The organism is Allobosea sp. R86505, from assembly GCF_042466375.1.
Lineage (GTDB): Bacteria > Pseudomonadota > Alphaproteobacteria > Rhizobiales > Beijerinckiaceae > Allobosea.
Genome location: NZ_JAXHPY010000001.1, coordinates 4,214,373 through 4,229,187, shown reverse-complemented (window position 1 = coordinate 4,229,187; position 14,815 = coordinate 4,214,373). Strand labels below are relative to the sequence as shown.

Below are 14,815 nucleotides of genomic sequence, written 5' to 3'. Positions count from 1 at the left end.
GGCGTTGTGCCCGAGACGCGACGAGGGGCTTGCACTCCGGCCCCCCGACAGGCTCCATCGCGCGATGCATGAACTCGTCCGCACCAACGACATCGTCCTGCTCGGCGCCATTGAGGCGCTGCTGGCCTCGGCCAATCTCGACTGCCTGATCGCTGACCAGCATATCAGTGCGCTCGAGGGCATGATCGGCGCCTTCCCGCGCCGCCTGCTCGTGCGCGAGGCCGACCGGATGCGCGCCCGCGCCCTGCTCATCGATGCCGGCTTCGGCGGCGAACTGCGCGATGGCTGACATGCTGCCCGGCCTCGGTGCCATCGGCGAGGACCGGCTGCTCGACGGGCGGCTGATCCTGCGCCAGCCGCGCAAGGGCCACCGCGCCGGCAGCGACGCCGTGCTGCTCGCCGCCTCGCTGCCTGATCTGGGGGAGGGGCCGCTGCTCGACATCGGCGCCGGCGTCGGCACGATCGGGCTGGCGGCGGCGCTCGCGCAGCCGGCGCTGCGGGTGGTGCTGCTGGAGCGCGATCCCGAACTCGCCGGCCTCGCGACCGAAAATGCCGCGCTGAACGGCCTGGCGGAGCGCGTCGTGGTGGTGACGGGAGACATTGCGGGCCCCGCCGCTGCGCTCGACCTCGCACCCGCCAGCTTCGCCTGTGTTGCGGTGAACCCGCCCTATTATCAGCCCCGCACCAACCGGGCCTCGCCCGTGCCAAACCGTGCTGCGGCTCATGTCGAGGAGGCGGGGCTGGAGCCCTGGCTGCGCGCGGCGCGGCGGCTGCTGAAGCCGCGCGGGCGGCTGCTCATCGTCCACCGCGCCGAGGCCTTGCCGGAGGTGCTGGCTGCGCTTGCGACCGGCTTCGGCGCGGTGATGATAAGTCCCATCCACGCACAGGCCGACCAGCCGGCGATCCGCATCCTCGTCTCGGCCACGCTCGGCAGCAAAAAGCCGGCAGCGCTGCTACCGGCTCTGGTTCTGCATTCGCCTGAAGGCGGTTTCACGCCGCAGGCCGAGGCCCTGCACCGGGGGCGGGCGCGGCTGCCGATGGAAGCCGACAGTCCGCCGCCGGAGCGACCGGCTCAGTAATAGTAGCGCGGCCCGTAGAAGGGCACGACCGGCGGCACGAAGACCGGCGGCGGCGGGCCATAATAGCGCGGCGGCCCGTAATAGCGGCGCGGCCCATAATAGCGCGGCGGGCCGTAGTAGCGGCGCGGCCCGTAATAACGCCGGGGCGGACCATAATACTGCGCCGGCTCGAACAGGCCCTCAGCGGCCCGGGTCGCCGGCGCGATGGGGCCGGCGGCGACCGGCGCGGCCGATGCGGGCGCCGCGGCGAGCGACAGGCCACCGAGGCCGGCTGCCGTCGCAAGCGCGAAAAGCAATTTGCGAAACATGATGGGAACCTCCTCGCTGCGACAGGGGCGGGCCATGGGGCGCCGCCAGACACGCATCGACTCTACGCGAACCAGGCTGAACGGAACGTCACCGTACCGTTCAGCCTCGCTTCATATCAAGTCCAAGGCGGGCGACGGCCCGGCCTCTGCAGACGCCTCAGCGGCAGACCCGCACCGGGCGAACGACCCAGCGATAGCCGTTCCAGACGCGGCGCTGCGAGATGAAGCAACGCGGACGGTAGACCGGCCGGCCATGATAGCGCCGCGGGCCATAATAGCGGCGCGGGCCGTAATACTGGGCTTCCTGGACGAGGTCTCCGGCCGGCGCGGTCTGAGTGACGCCGGCCGAAACCGGTGCGGCCGTCGCGGGCGCCACGGCGAAGGCCGAGGCGGCGAGGGTGACGGCGCCGAAGACGGCGGCGACGATACGGTGAGACAGCATGTTGGCACTCCTGCGGTGTAGGCCCGTCGATCCGGCTCAAGCGCTCGCCCCGAACGCCGCGGATCCTGCGGTGAGTTGCAAGTTACCGCGCACCGGATGAACAGAACCTGTCCGCCCCCGGCTGCCACCCGCGCTTGACCGAAAGCCCGGCCAGCCCCTAAGCACGGGCCATCCCGCCCTCCGGAAGGCTTTTCGAACCTTGTCCGTCTCCGCTCCGCTTCCCGCCGCGGCCACGCCGGCCATGGACCCGACCCGCTCCTTCCAGGGGCTGCTGCTGACGCTGCAGCGCTTCTGGGCCGAGCGCGGCTGCGTCGTGCTCCAGCCCTACGACATGGAGGTCGGCGCCGGCACCTCGCATCCCGGAACGATGCTGCGCTCGCTGGGGCCGAGGCCCTGGAAGGCGGCCTATGTCCAGCCTTCGCGTCGGCCCAAGGACGGCCGCTATGGCGAGAATCCCAACCGGCTGCAGCACTACTACCAGTTCCAGGTCATCCTGAAGCCGAACCCGCCGAACCTGCAGGAGCTCTATCTCGACTCCCTGAAGGCCATCGGCATCGACGTGCTGCTGCACGACATCCGCTTCGTCGAGGATGATTGGGAAAACCCGACGCTGGGCGCCTGGGGGCTCGGCTGGGAGTGCTGGTGCGACGGCATGGAGGTCAGCCAGTTCACCTATTTCCAGCAGGTCGCCGGCATCGAATGCGCGCCGGTGTCCGGCGAGTTGACCTACGGGCTGGAGCGCCTCGCCTGCTATCTGCAGAATGTCGAGAGCATCATGGAGCTCAACTTCAACGGGCTGGAAGGCGACGAGAAGGTCACCTACCGCGACGTCTTCCTGCAGGCCGAGCAGGAGTATTCGCGCTACAATTTCGAGCATGCCGACACCGCGGCGCTGTTCACCCGCTTCGCCGAAGCCGAGACCGAATGCCGGGCCCTGCTCGACAAGGGCGAGAGCGGCGAACGCCACCTGATGGTCCAGCCGGCCTATGACCAGTGCCTCAAGGCCGGCCACGCCTTCAACCTGCTCGACGCCCGCGGCGTGATCTCGGTCACCGAGCGCCAGAGCTACATCCTGCGCGTGCGCGAACTCGCCAAGGCCTGCGGCGCGGCGTGGCTGAAGACGGCCGGCGGGGGCGCGGCGGCTACCTGACCTCGACGATCCGTTCGCCAGCCCGCAGGGCCGCGACGATGTAGGGCAGTGCGGGCTCAAATGCTCGCCACAACGCGGCATTGGTGACATTGCCGATGCGGATCCAGATGACCGCCGGGCCCGCCCCGTCGGCGCGTGCCAACTGCACGAAATCGACATCCTTGGTGATCAGCGCATCTGCCGTCTCGCGTGCCCGCCGCCAGATCGCGCGGTCGTTGGCACCACCGAGGCCGATGCGGTGGACATGGCTGGCCGCGAACCCCGCCGCCGCGAGCCGCTCGGCCAGGGCCGGCGGCAATTGCGCGTCGATCAGGAAGCGCGGTGTCACGCTGCGGTGATGACGCGATGGTCGATCTGGGCGGAGGCATAGGCCAGCGCTGCCGCGATGTCTTCCGCCGTCAGATAATCGAAATCGGCCAGGATCTCGGCCTGGGTCGCCCCGCCGGCCAACAGGTCCAGGATGTCGGACACGCGCATGCGGGTGCCGCGGATCACGGGGCGCCCGCCGCAGATCGCCGGATCGGACTGGATGCGCGCCAGCGCTGTGTCAGGGGTCGGCATCGGCATCCTCGCTCCCTTTCCCGGCCATGGGCTGTCGAAACTACACCAAAACCCGCATCGGGACAGCTTGCCTCCGCCGGCCTGAACGCGCATTGACATCGCGTCCCCAGTTGCCAAGAAGCCGACATGCCTGATCTCCTGCTCGAACTCTTCTCCGAAGAGATCCCCGCCCGCATGCAGCGCAAGGCGGCCGACGATCTCAGGAAGCTCGTCACCGATGCGCTCGTCGAGCGCGGGCTGGTCTATGAGGGCGCCAAGGCCTTCGCCACGCCGCGCCGGCTCGCGCTGCACATTGCCGGCCTGCCCGTGCGTGGCTCGGCCATCCGCGAGGAGCGCAAAGGTCCGCGCGTCGGCGCGCCCGATGCGGCGGTGCAGGGCTTCCTCAAGGCGGCGGGCCTGGCTTCGCTCGACCAGGCGACCATCGTCAGCGACCCCAAGAAGGGCGACAGCTATATCGCCGTCATCGAGAAGCCCGGCCAGGAGACGGTCGCCGCGATCGCCGACATCGTGCCGGCGGTGATCCGCAGCTTCCCCTGGCCGAAATCGATGCGCTGGGGCCAGGCCTCCGCCGCCGGCGCCAGCCTGCGCTGGGTGCGCCCGCTGCACTCGATCCTCTGCACCTTCGGCGCCGAGACGGAGGAGCCCGAGGTGGTGTCCTTCGAGGTCGATGGCATCGCCTCCGGCAACACGACCCATGGCCACCGCTTCCATGCGCCGGGCGCCATCACCGTGCGCCGCTTCGACGATTATGTCGCTTCGCTGGAGCAGGCCAAGGTCGTGCTCGATGCCGACCGGCGCAAGGAGATCATCCTCGCCGATGCGAAGACGCTGGCCTTCGCGCAGGGGCTCGAACTGGTCGAGGACGAGGGTTTGCTGGAGGAGGTCGCGGGGCTGGTCGAATGGCCGGTCGTGCTGATGGGTGCCTTCGAGGAGCGCTTCCTGGAGATCCCCGGCGAGGCCATCCGCGCCACCATCCGCGCCAACCAGAAATGCTTCGTGCTGCGCGATCCCGCGGGCGCGACGGCAGAACCCTTCCCCCTTGTGGGGAAGGGCAGGGATGGGGGTGGGACGACTGGGTCCGCCGATCACCAGGCGGCACCACCCCCCTCTCCAACTCTCCCCCACAAGGGGGGAGAGGGCGCGTCGCGGCTCGCCAACAAGTTCATCCTCGTCTCCAACCTGCTCGCCAGCGATGGTGGCGCGGCGATCGTCGCCGGCAATGAGCGCGTCGTGCGCGCCCGCCTCTCCGACGCCGCCTATTTCTTCGCGACCGACAAGAGCAATCTGCCCGACCTCGACACGCTCAAGGATAGTGCCGACAAGCTCGGGCTCGACCTGGGCAAGCCGCTCGACCAGCGCATGGCCAAGCTCGACAAGCTCGGCGTCGTCTTCCACGCCAAGCTGGGAACGCAAGGGGGTAGGGTGCGGCGCATCGCGGCGCTGGCGCGCGAACTGGCGCCGATCGTCGGCGCCGATCCGGACCTTGCCGAGCGTGCGGCGAAGCTCGCCAAGGCCGATTTGCCGACCGAGATGGTCGGCGAATTCCCCGAGCTGCAGGGCCTGATGGGCCGCAAATATGCGGAACTGCAGGGCGAGCACCCGTCCGTCTGCGCGGCCATCGAGGAGCACTACAAGCCGCTCGGCCCCTCCGACCGCGTCCCGACCGATCCGGTCTCGGTGGCGGTCGCTCTCGCCGACAAGCTCGACACGCTGGTCGGCTTCTGGGCCATCGACGAGAAGCCCACGGGGAGCAAGGATCCCTATGCGCTCAGGCGTGCTGCGCTGGGGGTGATCCGGTTGGTGGTTGAGAATGGGGTGCGGTTGCCATCAGCCAACATCATATTCCAGCATCGGTTTGAGTTCGCATTTGAAAACTCAGATCCTGACGGCAAGATCCCACTGACGGGCTACGAGCTTCACAACCATGTTGCTAAAGCTCAAGCCCTCGACCTCCTCTCCTTCTTCCACGACCGCCTGAAGGTCATGCTCCGCGACCAGGGCGCGCGGCATGATCTGGTCGATGCGGTTCTCGCGGGCGCGACGGCAGAACCCTTCCCCCTTGTGGGGAAGGGCAGGGATGGGGGGCGGGCGACCGGGTCCGACGCTCACCAAGCGGAGCGCCCCCCCTCTCCAACTCTCCCCCACGAGGGGGGAGAGAGCGCGTCGAGCATGGCCGATGACCTCCTCCTCATCACCCGCCGCGTCGCGGCGCTCGGCCGCTTCCTCGAAACGGAAGACGGCAAGAGCCTGCTCGCCGGCTACAAGCGCGCCGCCAATATCCTGAAGGCCGAGGAGAAGAAGGACGGCGAGGGCGCCTTCGCGGGCGCGGCCGATCTCGGGCTGATCGCGCAGGCCGGGCTGATCGAGGAGAAGGGGCTGGCGGTCGCGCTCGCGCAGGCGACGCCGAAGGCAGAAAGCGCCGTCGCGGCGGAAGACTATGAGGGCGCGATGGCGGCGCTGGCCGATCTGCGCCCGGCGGTCGACGCCTTCTTCGACAAGGTCACGGTCAACGACCCCGACCCGGCGCTGCGCGCCAACCGACTGCGCCTGCTCAACCAGCTCCGCGAGGCGACGCGCGCGGTCGCGGATTTCGGGCGGATTGCGGGCTGAGCCCCTGACGAGCAAAGCGCGGGGACCCCTCTCCCGTAGGGAGAGGGGCAGGGGAGAGGGGTCGGCCGTTGGACGGTGGCGTGACCTCACCGCGCGCTGGCAGGTAAGCGATCCACTGGTCCAGGGGCCTACACCTCTCCCCTGCCCCTCTCACTGATCTCGGGCTCGCCCGAGATCAGCACCTTGAGTGTCGAAGTCGGGTGGACCCGACTTCGATGCAGGAGAGGGGTTCCGCGGCGTGGTTCCCCACTTGGCCTCACCGCCGCCCTTCGCCGGCAAAACCCACCCCTGCGGAACCTATTCGCCCCCTGCGACGTTCTGTCCGCGGATAGGGGTGCCGGCGAATGCGTCGCCGCATCGGCTCCGGGGGGCCGGCTTTCGGCCGACGACCAAAGGTTCATTTCATGTCGATTCTGATTTCCCTGCTGATCACGGTTCTCGTCATCGGCCTCGTTCTCTATCTCGTGCGCATGCTGCCGCTCGACAGCCAGATCAAGAACGTCGTCCAGATCATCGTCATCGTGATCGGCATCATCTCGCTGCTGCGCTATCTCGCCGTGTTCTGAGCGAGCCCACCCCTTCCGCGGCTTCAGGGCCGCGGCGGGATTCGCGGGGGCACCCGGGGTCCGGCCTGATTGCCGGGCTTGGGCGGTGGCGGCGGCTTGCGTGCGGGAACCAGCGGCTGTCGCGCCGCAACCGCCGTGTTGGCGCCGGGCCGCGCCGGAACCGGCGGCGGCGGGAGCTTCTGATGCACCGGCGCAGGCGCCGGTTTGTAGAACCGGTCGATCGCCTGCATCATCCAGGTGGTGTTGACGAAATGCGCGAAGGGCTGCTCCATCGCGCCATTGGCCCCCACCTTGATGAAGCCCTGCAGCCGCTCGCAGAAATACTGCCGCTCCTCGCGCGATTCTCCCGCCAGTCCCGCGGCCACGGCCTCACGGTACATGCGCACGATGATCTGCTGCTCGTGGCGCTTGTCACCGCCATAGTTCGCCTTGGCTTGGTCGTTGGCGGCGAAGACGCTGGCCTGTCCGGTCAGTGCCGCCCGCGCCCAGTTGCCCTGCGCCGCCAGAAATTGGTGCCCATGGGCGCGCAGGGCGCCCGAGTAATCGCTCACCATCACGGACGCGATGTTGACGCCGTGCATCTGCAGCGTCTGCAGGAAGCCGATGAAGTTGCGCGCGTCCGGCCGGTAATGGCCGCTGTCGTTGCAGACCTCGGCAATGAGCCCGTTCTTCATCTTGATGGTGCCGGCGCAGAGCACGGGCTCTCCGGCGAGATAGGACGAGTGATAGAAGTTGCCCTCCGCGCCGAAGCCTTTCCGGCAATGATGGCGGGCCATGTAGAGCTCGCGGCCCATGCTCATGGCGAAACCGCCCCAGTTGGCCGATTTGTTGAAGACGGGGCTGGTCGCGGTCGATGAATCGGCGAGCACGAGGCTCATCGCGCCGGCGTTCTTTTCGGCGCCCTCGACCCCCTTGCCGGGCCAGGTGAACATGTAGGCCTTGCCGTTGCGGAACGTCAGGCGGTACTTGTCGACCTCGGCGCGACTGAGATAGATCGCGGCTCGGCCCAGCACGTCGAGATGCTCGCCGTGATAGGACAGCCGGCGACCGAAATGCCGCTCAAGATACTCCGGCAGGACATTGATCGTTGTGCCCAGCGACTGGGCCAGCGTTTCGGCGGTGAATTGGTAGAGACCATAGATCGCCGGCGTACAACTCTTATTCATCGATGAGTTGCGCTTGACGTCCTTCAGCCAGTAATCCAGCGTGAAGAACAGATCCGCCTTGAGCTGAATCTTGACGTACCCGTCCTGGCATTTCTTGTATTCGTCGATCAGCGTGTCGATGCGGGTCAGGATCTTGTCATCGCTGCGCTTGGCGAGGGCGACGCTGCTGTCCTTCTTCCACTGCTCAAGGGTCGGCGTAGCCCTGTAGACCTTCGCTTGGGTGGCCATGCAGCGCTCACTTTCGCTCGTGTTGACGGACGCTCGACATCCACTCTTGCACAAACCGCGGCGATGTCGATGCCCTAAGGTAACTGAGACGTTAACGGCTTTGGTCCTGCATTCGCGGGTTGACGGCCCCTCCCTGACCGGGTCACCATAATCACTTCGGTTGAAGGCCCCGGGCGCGCATGTCTGGGGCCTTTATCGTTCTGCAGGCTTCGGACCCGGCGATGAGCTCCCCCAACCGCACCACCCACACCCGCCTGACCTCCTATCCCGAGCCCGGCAGCGCCGCGACGCGCTTTCCCATCCACTGGGGCGCCGACACGCCGGCCGGGCGCGGCCCGGTCATCGCCTCGACCACGACGCCGGCCGACCGCAACGTCATCGGCGCCCATGGCGGCTCCTATTCGGTCTACCGGGCGCTCGCCATTTCCGCCCGGGCGATGAACCCCTCGCAGCGTCCCGATTTGCACAACACCCACCCGACGGCCGAGATCCCCGCGCAGCCGCAGTGGTTCGTACCCGGCAGAATCGTCTCGATGGACCCGTTCGGCCACCGCGTCGCGCAGGATTTCGGCGGGCTGATCGGCGAGGGCATCGACATCCGCCCGACCATCGCCATCACCAAGGCCCGCCTCAACCTGCCCGAGATCCTGGCGGCGATGGGCGCGCATCGCCTGGCACCCGACGAGCACATCCTGCACCGCTCGGGCGACATCAGCGTCACCAAGATCGCGATCGACCCGGTCTGGCACCTGCCGGGCATCGCCGATCGCTTCGGCACGAGCGAGGCCGAACTGCGCCGCACCCTCTTCGAGCAGACCGGCGGCATGTATCCCGAGCTGGTGACGCGGCCGGACCTGCGCGTCTTCCTCCCGCCGATCGGCTCGATCACGGCCTATGTCGTCGGCGAGGTCTCGGCGATCACCGATCCCAGGCGCCGCGTCGCCTGCCGCGTCCATGACGAGTGCAACGGCTCGGACGTCTTCGGCTCCGACATCTGCACCTGCCGGCCCTATCTCGTGCACGGCATCGAGGAGGCGGTGAAGGAGGCGCAAGGCGGCGGCGTCGGGCTGATCGTCTACAATCGCAAGGAGGGCCGCGCGCTCGGCGAGGTCACCAAGTTCCTCGTCTACAACGCCCGCAAGCGCCAGGAGGGCGGCGACTCAGCCGCGACCTATTTCGAGCGCACCGAATGCGTCGCCGGCGTGCAGGATGCCCGCTTCCAGCAGCTGATGCCGGACGTGCTGCACTGGCTCGGCGTCACCCGCATCGACCGGCTGATGTCGATGTCGAACATGAAGTACGACGCGATGGTCGAAAGCGGCATCGAGATCGGCGAGCGCGTCGCGATTCCCCCCGAACTGATCCCGCCCGATGCCTCGGTCGAGATCGAGGCCAAGAAGGCCGCCGGCTATTACTCCCCCGACGGCGCGCCGGGCGACAACGCGCTCAAGGCGACCGTCGGCCGTGACCTCGACAAGTTCTGAAAGCACCATGCCCGATCGTGACCCGGAGGCCTTTCGCCTCCTTCTGAAGCCCGCCGCCATCCGCTCCCGCGCGCAGGAGATGCTGCGCCTCGGCCTCGCCGGCGACCTGCTGCATTTCACCGTCCATCCGGAGCGGCTGGAGGCCTGCGCCGACTACGTCCTGGAGACGATCCGGGCGAACTACCCGGCGCTCGACATCCCCTTCCACGCCCGCTGGCGGCATTTCACCGTCGCCGGCATGGATCGCTGGGCCGTGCTCAACCGCAGCGCGTCCTTCGCCGATGCGCGCGCGCGCGGCCGCGCGGCTTACGACCTCGCGGTGGTCAGCGTGCTGCTGGATGCCGGCGCGGGGCCGGAGTGGTCCTATCGCGATGCGGTCAGCGGCCAGCGGATCGGACGCTCGGAGGGGCTGGCGCTGGCCTCGCTCGACATGTTCGCGGCTGGCCTGTTCTCCGCCGATCCCGCCCGGCCCCTGCGGGCGGATGCGGCGGCGCTGAAGCGGCTCGATCCCGTGGCGCTGGCCGCGGGCTTCCAGTCCGCGCCCGGCAACGCGCTGCTGGCCGTCGAAGGCCGTGCCGCCCTGCTCAACCGGCTCGGCGAGGAACTGGAGCGCCGCGGTCTCGCCCGGCCTGGGGATCTGTTCGACCGCTTCCTGGCGGCGGCCGAGACCGGGAACCTGCGCGCGAGCCACATGCTCGGCGAGGTTCTGGCGACCTTCGGCGGCATCTGGCCCTCGCGCCTGACGCTCGCCGGCATCGCGCTGGGCGACACCTGGCGTCATCCGCTGATCGCGCCGGGCACCACGACGGCCGGGCTCGTACCCTTCCACAAGCTCTCGCAATGGCTGACCTATTCGCTGATCGAGCCGTTGCAATGGGCCGGCATCGCCGTGGTCGACATCGACGAACTGACGGGCCTGCCGGAGTACCGCAATGGCGGGCTCCTCCTCGATCTGGGCGTCATCGCGCTGAAGGACGAGGGCGAGGCGGAGCGCGCCCATCAGGCGGGCTCAACGCTCGTCGTCGAATGGCGCGCACTCACGGTGGCGCTGCTCGACGAGATCGGCGCGCTGATCCGCCAGAGGCTCGGCCGCTCGCGCGAGGAGCTGCCGCTCGCCAAGGTGCTGGAAGGCGGCACCTGGTCGGCCGGCCGGCGCATCGCGGCTGAGAAGCGCCCCGGCGGCGGCCCGCCCTTGACGATCATCAGCGACGGCACGGTGTTTTGATTGGATGAATCGTCATTGCGAGCGCAGCGAAGCAATCCAGAAGGGCTCGCTCGGCGGCCCCTGGATTGCTTCGCTGCGCGCGCAATGACGGGTTGAGGCGAGACAACAGGGGCATATGGAATGACCAAGCAGCAGGACGGGGTCACCGTCGTCGATCACCCGCTGGTGCAGCACAAGCTCACGCTGATGCGCGAGAAGGACCGTTCGACCAAGAGCTTCCGCCAGCTCCTCAACGAGATCGGCATGCTGCTCTGCTACGAGGTCACGCGCGACCTGCCGGTCGAGATGGTCGAGATCGAGACGCCGCTGCAGACCTCGCGCCAGCCGGTGATCTCGGGCAAGAAGATGGTCTTCGCGCCGATCCTGCGCGCCGGCGTCGGCTTCCTCGACGGTATGCTCGAACTCGTGCCGGCCGCCCGCGTCGCCCATATTGGGCTCTACCGCGACCCCGACACGCTGCAGGCGGTCGAGTACTACTTCAAGGCGCCCTCGGACATCGCCGACCGCATGGTCGTGGTGATGGACCCGATGCTCGCCACCGCCAATTCCGCCGTCGCCGCCATCGACCGCCTCAAGGAGCGCGGCGCGAAGGATCTGCGCTTCGTCTGCCTGCTCGCGGCGCCCGAGGGCATCGAGCGCCTGCGCGGCGCCCATCCCGAGGTCCGCATCTGGACGGCCGCGATCGACGAGAAACTCAACGACCACGGCTATATCGTGCCGGGCCTGGGCGATGCCGGCGACCGGATGTTCGGCACGCGCTGACAAAGATCGCGCTCGTCCAAAAGGCCCGCCCCTGTCGGGAGCGGGCCCTCTGGCCGGGCTGACGGGGCGTCGGACGCCGCGCGGCGTGGACCGTCTTACTCGATGATCTGGACGATCCGGCGCGTGCGCGGCTCGACCAGGACGGTCCGGCCGTTCACCACGGTGTAGCGATAGCCCTGCACGCCGTATTCGGCCGGGACTTCGCGATAGACCACGCCGTCTTCCGGCAGCACCGCGCCGACCGCAACCTGCTCGCGATAGGTATAGGACGGCACGTCCTGCTCCACGACATAGGTGCGGAACTTCGGGGACGCCGCATCGCCGATGATGGCGCCGACGATCGCGCCGCCGACGCCGCCCACAGCCGCGCCGACAGGGCCACCCACGATCGCGCCGCCGATGGCGCCCGAGGTCGCGCCGCTGACCGCGCCGCCCGTGGCGCCGCCCGAGGGCTGCTGGGTCTGGGCGAAGGCCGTGGCCGGGATGGCCACGAGGGCGGCGACGAGAGCGAGTTTCTTGATCATGGTGTTCTCCTTCCGAGAGAAAGTTCGGGGTGAGAACCTTCGGCAGCTTGGGCGGTTCCGCGACGATCGGTCACGATCGATGTCCGTCCGTTACAGGTCGGCCGCGGACGTCACGAACGGAAACGGCGGGCCCAAGGGGGGCCCGCCGTCGCGACGCTCGGTCTGATGAGGCCTAGCGCGGCGCGTTCTTCAGCGCCGGCTCGAGCTTGGCGGCGTCGCGCTTGATCAGGGCGCCGAAGCCCTCCGGCGTGCGGTCCGTCGCGGTCGGGATGACGGCCCCGAGATCGAGCAGGCGCTTCTTGGTGTTCTCGTCGTTCAGCGCCTTGTTGAGCGCGTCGACAAGCTTGTCCACGGCCTCCTTCGGCGTGCCCTTCGGCGCGGCCAGACCGTTCCAGGCCTCGATCTGGTATTCCGGCAGGCCGGCTTCCGTGGTCGTCGGCACGTTCGGCAGGGCCGGCGAACGCTGCGCCGAGGCGACCGCGAAGGCCTTGATCGTTCCCGCCTTGATCTGCTCGGAAACGCTCACGATCTGGTCGCACATGAAGTCGATCTGGCCGGAGACGAGATCGTTCAGCGCCGGGCCGGTGCCGCGATAGGCCACGGCGTTCAGCTTCGGCACGCCGAGCTGGCCCTTCAGCAGGGTGCAGGTCGTCCAGGAGACCGAACCGAGGCCGGCATGGGCTTCGTTGAACTTGTCCGGATTGGCCTTCACCGCCGCGACGAAGGACTTCAGGTCGTTCGCCTCGAGGTTCTTGCGCGCGACGATCAGGATCGGCGTGCCGCCGGCCAGGCCGATCGGCTGGATGCCGTTGATCGGATCGTATTTCAGGTTCGGATAGGTGGCCGGCGCCGCCGAGAAGGTGCCGAGATGGCCCATCGCGATGGTGTAGCCATCCGGTGCCGCGGTCATCGCACGGGTGATGCCGGTGGTGCCGCCGGCACCCGCGACGTTCTCGATCACGACCTGCTGGCCGAGCGTCTTCGACATGTGGTCGCCGACGATGCGCGCGATGATGTCGGTCGGCCCGCCGGCGGCGAACGGAACGATCATCGTCACGGGCTTGGTCGGATAGCCCTGGGCGGCGGCGCCACCGGCGAGGGCGAGCGAGATGGCGGCGGCGAGGCCGAGTACGGTTTTCTTCATAGCGGTTCCTTCCTCGTTATGGTTGCAGGCAAGGTGGGGCGCCGCGCGGTGCGCGGCAAGCCCTTCATTCGGTGAAGACTTCGTCGCGCTTCTTCGCCATCGAGGGCAGCAGCGCGATGACCAGCACGGCGACCGCCACGAGCAGCAGCCCGGCCGAGATCGGCCGCTCCAGGAAGGTCATGAACGAGCCGCGCGAGATGATCAGCGCCTGCCTGAGCTTCTCCTCCATCAGTCGGCCGAGCACGAAGCCCAGCAGCATCGGTGCCGGCTCGAAACCGAGCTTGATCAGCAGATAGCCGAACAGGCCGAACAGGGCCGTGAAGGCGACGTCCATCGGCTGGTTGTTCACCGAGTAGATGCCGATGCAGCAGAAGATCAGGATCGCCGGGAACATCAGGCGGTAGGGCACCTGCAGCAGCTTCACCCACAGCCCGACCAGGGGCAGGTTGATGACGAGCAGCATCAGATTGCCGATCCACATCGAGGCGATCATGCCCCAGAACAGCTCCGGGTTCTTCGTCATCACCTGCGGGCCGGGGATGATGCCGTGGATCGTCATGGCGCCGACCATCAGCGCCATCACCGCGTTCGGCGGAATGCCGAGCGTCAGCAGCGGGATGAAGGCCGTCTGCGCGCCGGCGTTGTTGGCCGATTCGGGGCCGGCGACGCCCTCGATCGCGCCCTTGCCGAAGCGCGACGGATCCTTGGCGAGCTTCTTCTCGACCGTATAGCTGGCGAACGGCCCCAGCACCGCACCGTTACCCGGCAGAATGCCGAGCGTGCCGCCGATGAAGGTGCCGCGCAGCACCGGATTGATCGACTGCTTGATGTCGTTCCAGTCGGGCAGCAGCCGGCCGATCTTGGTGCGCACCACGTCGCGCGCCTCCGGGCTCTCGAGGTTGCGCAGCACCTCGGCGAAGCCGAACACGCCCATGGCCAGAACGGCGAAGTCGATGCCGTCGGCCAGGGGCGGGAAGCCCAAGGTCATGCGCTCCTGCCCGGTCTCGAGATCGGTTCCGACTGTGGAGAGCAGCAGGCCGAGCATGATCATGCAGAAGGCCTTGAGGATCGAGCCGCGCGCCAGCACCACTGCGAAGCACAGGCCCATCACCATCAGCGAGAAGTACTCGGCCGGGCCGAAGAGCAAAGCGAGCTTCGTCAGCGGCGCGCCGAGCGCGGCGATGATCACGGTCGCGACGCAGCCGGCGAAGAAGGAGCCCAGCGCGGCGGTTCCGAGCGCGACGCCGGCGCGGCCCTGCTTGGCCATCTGGTGGCCGTCCAGCGTGGTGACGACCGCCGTCGCCTCGCCGGGGATGTTGACCAGGATCGCCGTGGTCGAGCCGCCATATTGGGCACCGTAATAGATGCCCGCCAGCATGATCAGCGCGCCTGTCGGATCGAGCCCGAAGGTGATCGGCAGCAGGATCGAGATCGTCGCGATCGGCCCGACGCCGGGCAGGACGCCGATCAGCGTGCCGACGAGACAGCCGACGAAGCACAGCGCGATGTTCTGGAACGAGAGCGCGACGCTGAAGCCCAGCGAAAGATTGGAGAACATATCCATCG

Annotated in this window: 16 protein-coding genes; 8 read left to right on the top strand and 8 right to left on the bottom strand. The window is 68.2% G+C overall.

What is annotated here, in order from left to right; translation table 11 throughout:
* The first annotated feature begins 64 nt into the window (after positions 1–64).
* Both SJY11_RS20425 and SJY11_RS20420 read left to right on the top strand, forming a co-directional pair.
* A complete protein-coding gene (locus SJY11_RS20425; protein ID WP_069054291.1) occupies positions 65–289 on the top strand; it encodes a putative signal transducing protein in 225 nt (74 codons plus the stop codon).
* Positions 282–1,079, top strand: coding sequence for a tRNA1(Val) (adenine(37)-N6)-methyltransferase (locus SJY11_RS20420; RefSeq protein WP_376988575.1), 798 nt, complete (start codon positions 282–284; stop codon positions 1,077–1,079). Before SJY11_RS20425 ends, SJY11_RS20420 begins: the two co-directional genes overlap by 8 nt.
* Here SJY11_RS20420 and SJY11_RS20415 read toward each other — a convergent pair.
* Positions 1,073–1,387, bottom strand: a complete 315-nt coding sequence (locus SJY11_RS20415; RefSeq protein WP_376988574.1) for a hypothetical protein — start codon at positions 1,385–1,387, stop codon at positions 1,073–1,075. The genes SJY11_RS20420 and SJY11_RS20415 overlap by 7 nt on opposite strands.
* A 157-nt stretch (positions 1,388–1,544) precedes the next feature.
* Positions 1,545–1,829, bottom strand: a complete 285-nt coding sequence (locus tag SJY11_RS20410; protein ID WP_376988573.1) for a hypothetical protein — start codon at positions 1,827–1,829, stop codon at positions 1,545–1,547.
* 241 nt (positions 1,830–2,070) lie between these two features.
* Here SJY11_RS20410 and SJY11_RS20405 point away from each other — a divergent pair, with 241 nt between their 5' ends.
* Positions 2,071–2,979 (top strand): glycine--tRNA ligase subunit alpha, encoded by a 909-nt coding sequence (locus SJY11_RS20405; protein ID WP_376988572.1) that lies wholly within the window; start codon positions 2,071–2,073, stop codon positions 2,977–2,979.
* On the opposite strand, the gene SJY11_RS20400 is transcribed toward SJY11_RS20405, so the two are convergent.
* Entirely contained in the window at positions 2,972–3,307 is a 336-nt protein-coding gene (locus SJY11_RS20400; protein WP_376988571.1) for a DUF5615 family PIN-like protein, read from the bottom strand. The two genes, SJY11_RS20405 and SJY11_RS20400, sit on opposite strands and share 8 nt — an antisense overlap.
* Entirely contained in the window at positions 3,304–3,540 is a 237-nt protein-coding gene (locus tag SJY11_RS20395) for a DUF433 domain-containing protein (RefSeq protein WP_305696996.1), read from the bottom strand. Before SJY11_RS20395 ends, SJY11_RS20400 begins: the two co-directional genes overlap by 4 nt.
* Positions 3,541–3,666: 126 nt before the next feature.
* On the opposite strand from SJY11_RS20395, the gene glyS reads away from it, so the two are divergent.
* Both glyS and SJY11_RS20385 read left to right on the top strand, forming a co-directional pair.
* Positions 3,667–6,150 carry a glycine--tRNA ligase subunit beta gene (gene glyS / locus SJY11_RS20390; protein ID WP_376988570.1) on the top strand — a complete coding sequence of 828 codons (2,484 nt, stop codon included), beginning with the start codon at positions 3,667–3,669 and terminating at the stop codon, positions 6,148–6,150.
* Positions 6,151–6,554: 404 nt separating this feature from the next.
* Positions 6,555–6,716, top strand: a complete 162-nt coding sequence (locus SJY11_RS20385) for a Thivi_2564 family membrane protein (protein ID WP_171905132.1) — start codon at positions 6,555–6,557, stop codon at positions 6,714–6,716.
* 23 nt (positions 6,717–6,739) lie between these two features.
* Here the strand turns inward: SJY11_RS20385 and SJY11_RS20380 are convergent, their stop codons facing one another.
* Entirely contained in the window at positions 6,740–8,110 is a 1,371-nt protein-coding gene (locus SJY11_RS20380) for a hypothetical protein (protein WP_376988569.1), read from the bottom strand.
* A gap of 221 nt (positions 8,111–8,331) precedes the next feature.
* Between SJY11_RS20380 and SJY11_RS20375 the strand changes: the two genes are divergently transcribed.
* From SJY11_RS20375 to upp, 3 genes are all read left to right on the top strand, one after another.
* On the top strand, positions 8,332–9,594 hold the full coding sequence (locus SJY11_RS20375) for a GTP cyclohydrolase II (RefSeq protein WP_376988567.1): 1,263 nt from the start codon (positions 8,332–8,334) through the stop codon (positions 9,592–9,594).
* 7 nt (positions 9,595–9,601) lie between these two features.
* Positions 9,602–10,819, top strand: a complete 1,218-nt coding sequence (locus SJY11_RS20370) for a URC4/urg3 family protein (RefSeq protein WP_376988566.1) — start codon at positions 9,602–9,604, stop codon at positions 10,817–10,819.
* 120 nt (positions 10,820–10,939) lie between these two features.
* A complete protein-coding gene (gene upp, locus SJY11_RS20365) occupies positions 10,940–11,581 on the top strand; it encodes a uracil phosphoribosyltransferase (protein ID WP_326907736.1) in 642 nt (213 codons plus the stop codon).
* 95 nt (positions 11,582–11,676) lie between these two features.
* Here the strand turns inward: upp and SJY11_RS20360 are convergent, their stop codons facing one another.
* The 3 genes from SJY11_RS20360 to SJY11_RS20350 form a co-directional block, all read right to left on the bottom strand.
* Positions 11,677–12,105 (bottom strand): DUF1236 domain-containing protein, encoded by a 429-nt coding sequence (locus SJY11_RS20360; protein ID WP_376988565.1) that lies wholly within the window; start codon positions 12,103–12,105, stop codon positions 11,677–11,679.
* 172 nt (positions 12,106–12,277) lie between these two features.
* Positions 12,278–13,249, bottom strand: a complete 972-nt coding sequence (locus SJY11_RS20355; protein ID WP_376988564.1) for a tripartite tricarboxylate transporter substrate-binding protein — start codon at positions 13,247–13,249, stop codon at positions 12,278–12,280.
* A gap of 64 nt (positions 13,250–13,313) precedes the next feature.
* Entirely contained in the window at positions 13,314–14,813 is a 1,500-nt protein-coding gene (locus SJY11_RS20350; RefSeq protein ID WP_376988563.1) for a tripartite tricarboxylate transporter permease, read from the bottom strand.
* Positions 14,814–14,815 lie beyond the last annotated feature (2 nt).